The sequence below is a fragment of the Spirulina sp. CS-785/01 genome (genome assembly GCF_028330525.1).
Classification (GTDB): domain Bacteria; phylum Cyanobacteriota; class Cyanobacteriia; order Cyanobacteriales; family Spirulinaceae; genus JAQMSD01.
Genome location: NZ_JAQMSD010000185.1, coordinates 1 through 6061 on the forward strand (window position 1 = coordinate 1; position 6061 = coordinate 6061).

Below are 6061 nucleotides of genomic sequence, written 5' to 3' on the forward strand. Positions count from 1 at the left end.
AACCCAACAAAAATGGTAGGTTGGGTGAAGGGAAGCGTAACCCAACAAAAATGGTAGGTTGGGTGAAGGGAAGCGTAACCCAACAAAAATGGTAGGTTGGGTGAAGGGAAGCGTAACCCAACAAAAATGGTAGGTTGGGTGAAGGGAAGCGTAACCCAACACAAGCCCTGTCCAGGGTGTCCTCCCTCAACCCAACCTACACCAATGTCCCCCAAGAGAGTGAGATAGGGAAATCCCCAACCCCCCCCATAAATCAAGGATAACTGCCCTAGCTAGCCGAAACCTTGTCTGACAATAACCGATGACTGATGACTGATGACTGTTTACTGATTACTGATTAGTGATTACTGTTTAAAATAGGACGTAACAACAGCCTTGAGGGAGAGGGGGATTCCGAAGTGCAAACCCAGCGTTTTCCAGAATGCAATCATCCGCTAGTGAAATCACTATTTCACCATAGCGATCGCGAATTACTGACTCTGTTTCAACGGTATCCAGAACAGGGGAAGTATTTTGTCGCCTTATTTTGCCGATATAGTCCCATTGTCTATACTTTAATTGCCCATTCCGCGCGATCGCCCGTCCAAGGCGACTATCTCTTTGCCCTAACCTGGCGACACATCCTCTACGAAATGCGGGGGTTAGAACTGCGGCCCAGTCAAGAAGACGAAAGCAACTCCTTTCAAAATTGGCTAATCAACATGACCGCCTTATGTATCAACCAAGCCCAACTCCCCCCCGTCGAAGCCATCAACTACAACCTACAAACCGTCTCTCCGCCCCTCTGGTGTTACCTCGAACAAGCCTTAGACTTACTCCCCCCCGTCACTCGTCTTAGCCTAGTCATGTCGCGCACCTTCCACTGGAGTCCCACCCGCATTGCCGCCTATCTCCAAGCCGAAGGAGAAGACTTATCCCCGGCCCAAGTCCAAGACTACCTAGAAGAAGGCTACTTTCTCCTAGAAGACAATCTCCCCCAAGACATCCGCGTCATTTACCTAGGAGAAACCGAAGAACCCATCGCCGATGACCAGTCAATCCTAGTCAGTAGTGAAGGGTGAACTACGAAGCCCCTCTCGGACAAAAAACCCATGACCAAAGACAAATAACCCACTAAAATAAATTGGATAGTCGAAGAACCTGTGGGTTAAGGGGAGGAGACAACTGTGACATTTGAAAGTATCCTGAACATTATTGACAAAGGTGGGATCGCCATCGGGCCGCTGATTTTTCTCTCCATCTTGGCCATGGGTGTGATTTTTGACCGGATTTGGTTTTGGTCAAGAGTCTTACTGCAAGAACGGCAAATTCTCACTAGCGTCATGGAGGCCGCTTACCGGAATTGGGATGCGGCAGTACAAATTGCTAGAGACTACCGAGAACACCCCATCGGACGCTTCTTATATACCCCGTTACAATTAAAGGACCCCGAACCAGAAGTGTTTCACTTGGCCATGGAGTCCGCCGCCGATGATGAATTAGCCCTGATGCGACGGGGGGACAAAATTCTCGAAGCGGTGATTGCCCTATCCCCACTGTTGGGCTTATTAGGGACCGTACTAGGTCTCATTAACTCCCTGGGATCAATTAGTATTAGTGACTTAGGAACTGCTTCCACGGCTGGCGTAACATTAGGGATTGGAGAATCCCTCATTTCGACCGCCGTTGGCCTGGTGGTGGCGATTATTAGTTTAGCCTTCTATCGTCTCTTTCAAGCCTTTTTCTTTGGTCAAGTCCGCATTTTTCGCAAAGCGGGCAGTGATTTAGAAGTGTTGTACCGTCAAAAATGGTTAGAGTCTGGCGAGGAAACAGCCAGTAAAGCGAGTCCGCCCTTCAGTAGTTCTAAAAAATCATGAGTCAAGCGAAACCCAACCCGAAAGCCCAAAAACGTAACTCTCCCCTCGACGTTCAACCCCTGAAACTTTGGAATGAAACGCGCCAAGAGGAGGAAGTGCGCATTGAGATTATCCCACTGATTGATGTCATTTTTTGTATTCTCACCTTTTTTATTTTGGCGGCGGTGGGGTTTTCTCGGCAGCAAGCCATTAGTTTAGACTTGCCCAAAGCCTCTACTGGGGCCCCCCAGATGCGGGAAATGTTGATTGTGAGTTTGGATGATTTTGGCCAGGTGTATGTGGAACAACAGCCCGTCAATAGTCGTAACCAGTTGTATCAGGCCGTGGAAAATTACTTTTTAACCCGGCCTGATGGGTTGATGGTGTTGTATGCCTCCAAAGAAGCCCGTTATGATGAGGTGATTCAGGTATTGGATATTTTAAAAGAGGTGGGGGGCGATCGCGTGGCCTTAGCCACCCTTCCCGAAGGCACAGAAGCCCCAGACAGCCCCACAACCCCCGAAACCCCCCTCCCAGACAATCCATTCCCTACCCTGCCTGGAATGCCCCAAGAGGAGCAATTGAACCCCGGTTTTGAGCCAACCGTCCCAGAAACTGAACCCACGTCCCCCAATAACGAAAATTCCCCAGCGTCTAATCCCCAAACCGAACCCGAAAATCTGTAAACGTGACCCATTTGAGAAAAGTTGCGGAAAAATAGACCATAACGTGACGCAATCCCACGCTGAACATGAAAATTTTAGTTCATAATGCCGGGTCGAGTTCCCAAAAAAGTTGTCTCTATGACTTGCCGGATGAGACTCCCTTAGAGACTCCCTTAACTCCCCTCTGGCAGGGGACTGTCGATTGGCAGGGGCAAGACAACGCCACCCTCAAAGTCAAGGCCCAAGGAAAACCCCACCAGGAGACCTTAAACGCCCCCTCTCGTCGCCAAGGGATTGCGGCCTTACTGGATACCCTCACCCAAGGGGAAACGGCGGTTTTAGCTCAACTGGAGGAAATTGAAGGGGTTGGCCATCGGGTGGTACACGGGGGGGCAGACTATACCCAGGCCACGCTCATTACCCCGGAAGTGCAAGGCAAAATTGCAGAATTAAGTGTTTTGGCCCCGGTGCATAATCCGGTGAATTTAGCGGGGATTGAGGCTATGAATGGCTTATTGCCGGATGTTCCCCAGGTGGCCCTGTTTGACACGGCCTTTCATAGCCAAATGCCAGAGGAGGCGGCGGTATATCCCCTTCCCTATGAGTGGTATGAGCGAGGCATCCGCCGTTATGGGTTTCATGGCATTAGCCACGAATATTGCGCTCAACGGGCTGCGGTGTTGCTGGGGAGGCCGTTGGAGGAGTTGCGGTTAATTACTTGTCATTTGGGGAATGGTTGCTCTCTGGCGGCGATTCGGGGGGGACAGAGTGTACAGACAACTATGGGGTTTACACCGTTGGAGGGGTTGATGATGGGGACTCGGAGTGGTTCGATTGATCCCGCGATCGCGCTACATTTAATGCGAGAGTATCAGTTGAACCTAGAGCAAGTGGATACGCTGTTGAATAAGCAATCTGGGATTAAAGGAATTACGGGAGAATCTGGGGATATGCGGGATTTATTGAGGGGGATAGAGTCGGGGAAGGGACGGGCTAAGTTAGCCTTTGCTATGTATATTCACCGTTTACAGTCCGCCATTAGTGCCTTACTTCCTGCCTTGGGGGGACTCGACGCGCTCATTTTTGCGGGAGGGGTGGGGGAAAATGCCCCTCTGGTGCGGGCCAAGACTTGTCAGGGGTTGGAGTTTTTGGGGGTACAGTTGGCTGAGTCGGCCAATGAACAATCTCCGCAGAATCAGGATATTGCTACCCCGGAGTCTAGGGTGCGGGTGTTGGTGATTCCGACGCAAGAGGATTGGGCGATCGCGCGGGCAACTTATGGGGTTTTGAGGAAATAATACGATAAACAAAGAGTAAGTTAAGGGAAGGTGTCAGCGATGCGGGATGGCGTTTAGGCGTATGCAGAAGCGTTAGGAGTTACTAATTTATGTGTCAAGTGAACAGGGATTCGGCTTTTCTTTACTTTGTCTATCCCTTCGCCTTTCAGGGGGAGAACTTTACCGAGCATTGTCGGGCCATTGACCAAGCCCCCTATGCTGAAAAGATAGACCAAGAAGCCTATTATGACGCACTGGACAAAATTCAGGAAAATCCCCGCCTAGACAACAAAGCCACCTTTGCCCGGAAACCCCTTTGGGAAGCCCAAAATTTCCCCCAAGATGACCTCCTTTCCTATGTGGCCCAATACCTCAACCCCACCCAAAACACTCCCCCAACCGCCCATCTTTGGAAACTCTCAGACCAGGTAGAATCCCCCTATGACCTATCTCGGCATTTGGGGTTTAAGTATGATTGGGACTTGCTCACCCCCCAAGGGAAACGCATTCCTTTTGGGTGGGGGAAGGAAAATCAAAATCAATTGGTGGTGCAGTTGGCATTATTTAAAATTGGGGTCGGGTTTTTAACGGTACAAGCGCAACCGAAACGTAACCAACTCGAAGATTGGTTGGATTTTATTCATTATTTCCGCTTTTTGCAGGGGAAACGGGGGGTGAAGGTACAGGGGGATAAGCGAATTGGATTTAGCGAAACGCTACAAACGCCTCGTTCTCATCCCTATTTTCCCGATTTTGCTGGCGGAGTTATAGACCATCGAGAGGGAGTGGGGACCCTTGATGAGATTTTATTTCCCCTTTTAGAAACCGGGTCTGGGGAAAAAGGGGGGTGCTGGTGGGAGGAGGTATTTATTCCGGGGCAACTGTTGCCCTTTGTGGGACTCTCGGTGCAGGGGGTGGGAGAGGCCGAGATTCCCTCGTTACTCTATCAGGTGCGGAACTTTTTTCATAGTAAGCAGGGGAATCATCCCTCAGAAGCAGATTTAGAGTTAGCCCATCCCAACTTACTCCCCTATGCAGCCCGGCAGTGGTTTGTGTTTTCCTTGGATGGTGGGGGGTTTGTGGGGGTGGATATGCCGGAGACGGAGTTTTTTCAGAGGACATTGATTGAGCATTTACGGGAGAATTATTTTCTGCTGTTTTTATTAACTCTCCATCAACGGTTTGCTTTGATGACGCTTTCAGCCCAAGTAGCGGAATATTGGTTAGTGGGGGAGCAGGAGAAGCAGCGAGAACGGACGTTTCAACGCATTCGAGACCAGTTATTGTCCTTTACGGCACGGGGATATTTTACTCAGGCCATGCAGCGAGAGCATCATCATCGTTGTTATCTGCGGTGGCAACAAGTGTTTCAGGTGGAGCAGTTCTATCGGGAGGTGAGTACAGAGGTGCAGGAGATGCACGAGTATTTATTACAGCAGCGCACAAAGCGGGTGGAAGACCGTTTGAATTTTTTGGGGGTGTTTATTGGCATTCCGGGGTTAATTATTGGCTTTTTGGGGATTAATTTACGGAATATTACGGCAGGGGAGGATGGGATACCTTTGTCTGTGGCGTTATTGGTGGGAGTTGTGGTGGGGGTGGTGTTGAGTTTGTTGTTTTGGTGGCGAGTGCGGGATTAGTTTTTGGGTTGTGGGGGGTTGGTTGATTTTAATGATTGGGGTTTGGTTGGTAGTGAAGGGAGAAACCGGGTTTCTCTCCCAGTGGTTGATTTTGCCCTCTCATGGAAATAAGAAACCCGGTTTCTAAACCCCTAGAATGGCGGCCAGAGGAGGGGGAAATTGGGTTTTTGTACTATGAGTCATCTTGAGATGACTTTAGCTCTTAGCCTTGGGTTTAAACCCAAGGCTAGTGGGGTTTTGATGTTCCGTTTCAGTTCCTGTTCTTCTTGTGGTTGATTAATATTAGTGGTTTTATCGACTGTAGGGTTGTTCGATGTGCAGGTTAGGAATAACTTGATAATGTTTCACATTGAACGTACAAAGGGTTGCATTATTGCCAACCGCACAGGCCGCAATTAAGGTATCAATTAACCCAATATTATGTGATAAACGGTAAGCGGTGAAGTTAGACAAGGCACAGGTATAAATGGATGGCAGGGGAATGGCCTCTTTGTATCTATCAAATACATTCTCTAGGGGGACTGTCGGGTTTCGGCTTGGTGACGGAGTTGGCGGGCGGTTTGTTGGCTGTTTTCTAAGTCGGGTCGGGTGTTGATGACTCCTACCTTTTCCCAGTAGGTGACGAGTTCTGAGCCGTTTTTGGG

At 49.5% G+C, this 6061-nt stretch carries 5 protein-coding genes and 1 pseudogene; 5 read left to right on the forward strand and 1 reads right to left on the reverse strand.

Annotation, left to right across the window (positions count from 1 at the left end; translation table 11 throughout):
- The first annotated feature begins 398 nt into the window (after positions 1–398).
- The 5 genes from PN462_RS12130 to PN462_RS12150 all read left to right on the forward strand — a co-directional run bounded on the left by PN462_RS12130 (position 399) and on the right by PN462_RS12150 (position 5417).
- Positions 399–1061 (forward strand): sigma-70 family RNA polymerase sigma factor, encoded by a 663-nt coding sequence (locus PN462_RS12130; protein WP_443029155.1) that lies wholly within the window; start codon positions 399–401, stop codon positions 1059–1061.
- A 186-nt stretch (positions 1062–1247) separates the two neighbouring features.
- The gene (locus tag PN462_RS12135) at positions 1248–1856 is read left to right on the forward strand and encodes a MotA/TolQ/ExbB proton channel family protein (protein WP_443029156.1); all 609 of its coding nucleotides are present in this window, start codon (positions 1248–1250) and stop codon (positions 1854–1856) included.
- The gene (locus PN462_RS12140; RefSeq protein ID WP_272128505.1) at positions 1853–2521 is read left to right on the forward strand and encodes an ExbD/TolR family protein; all 669 of its coding nucleotides are present in this window, start codon (positions 1853–1855) and stop codon (positions 2519–2521) included. Before PN462_RS12135 ends, PN462_RS12140 begins: the two co-directional genes overlap by 4 nt.
- Before the next feature lie 65 nt (positions 2522–2586).
- Positions 2587–3798: an acetate/propionate family kinase gene (locus PN462_RS12145; RefSeq protein WP_272128506.1), complete on the forward strand. Its 1212-nt coding sequence runs from the start codon at positions 2587–2589 to the stop codon at positions 3796–3798.
- Positions 3799–3887: 89 nt separating this feature from the next.
- Positions 3888–5417 (forward strand): CorA family divalent cation transporter, encoded by a 1530-nt coding sequence (locus tag PN462_RS12150; RefSeq protein WP_272128508.1) that lies wholly within the window; start codon positions 3888–3890, stop codon positions 5415–5417.
- A gap of 291 nt (positions 5418–5708) precedes the next feature.
- On the opposite strand, the pseudogene PN462_RS12155 reads toward PN462_RS12150, so the two are convergent.
- Positions 5709–5873: pseudogene (locus PN462_RS12155) on the reverse strand (VapC toxin family PIN domain ribonuclease); the annotation flags it as partial.
- Positions 5874–6061 lie beyond the last annotated feature (188 nt).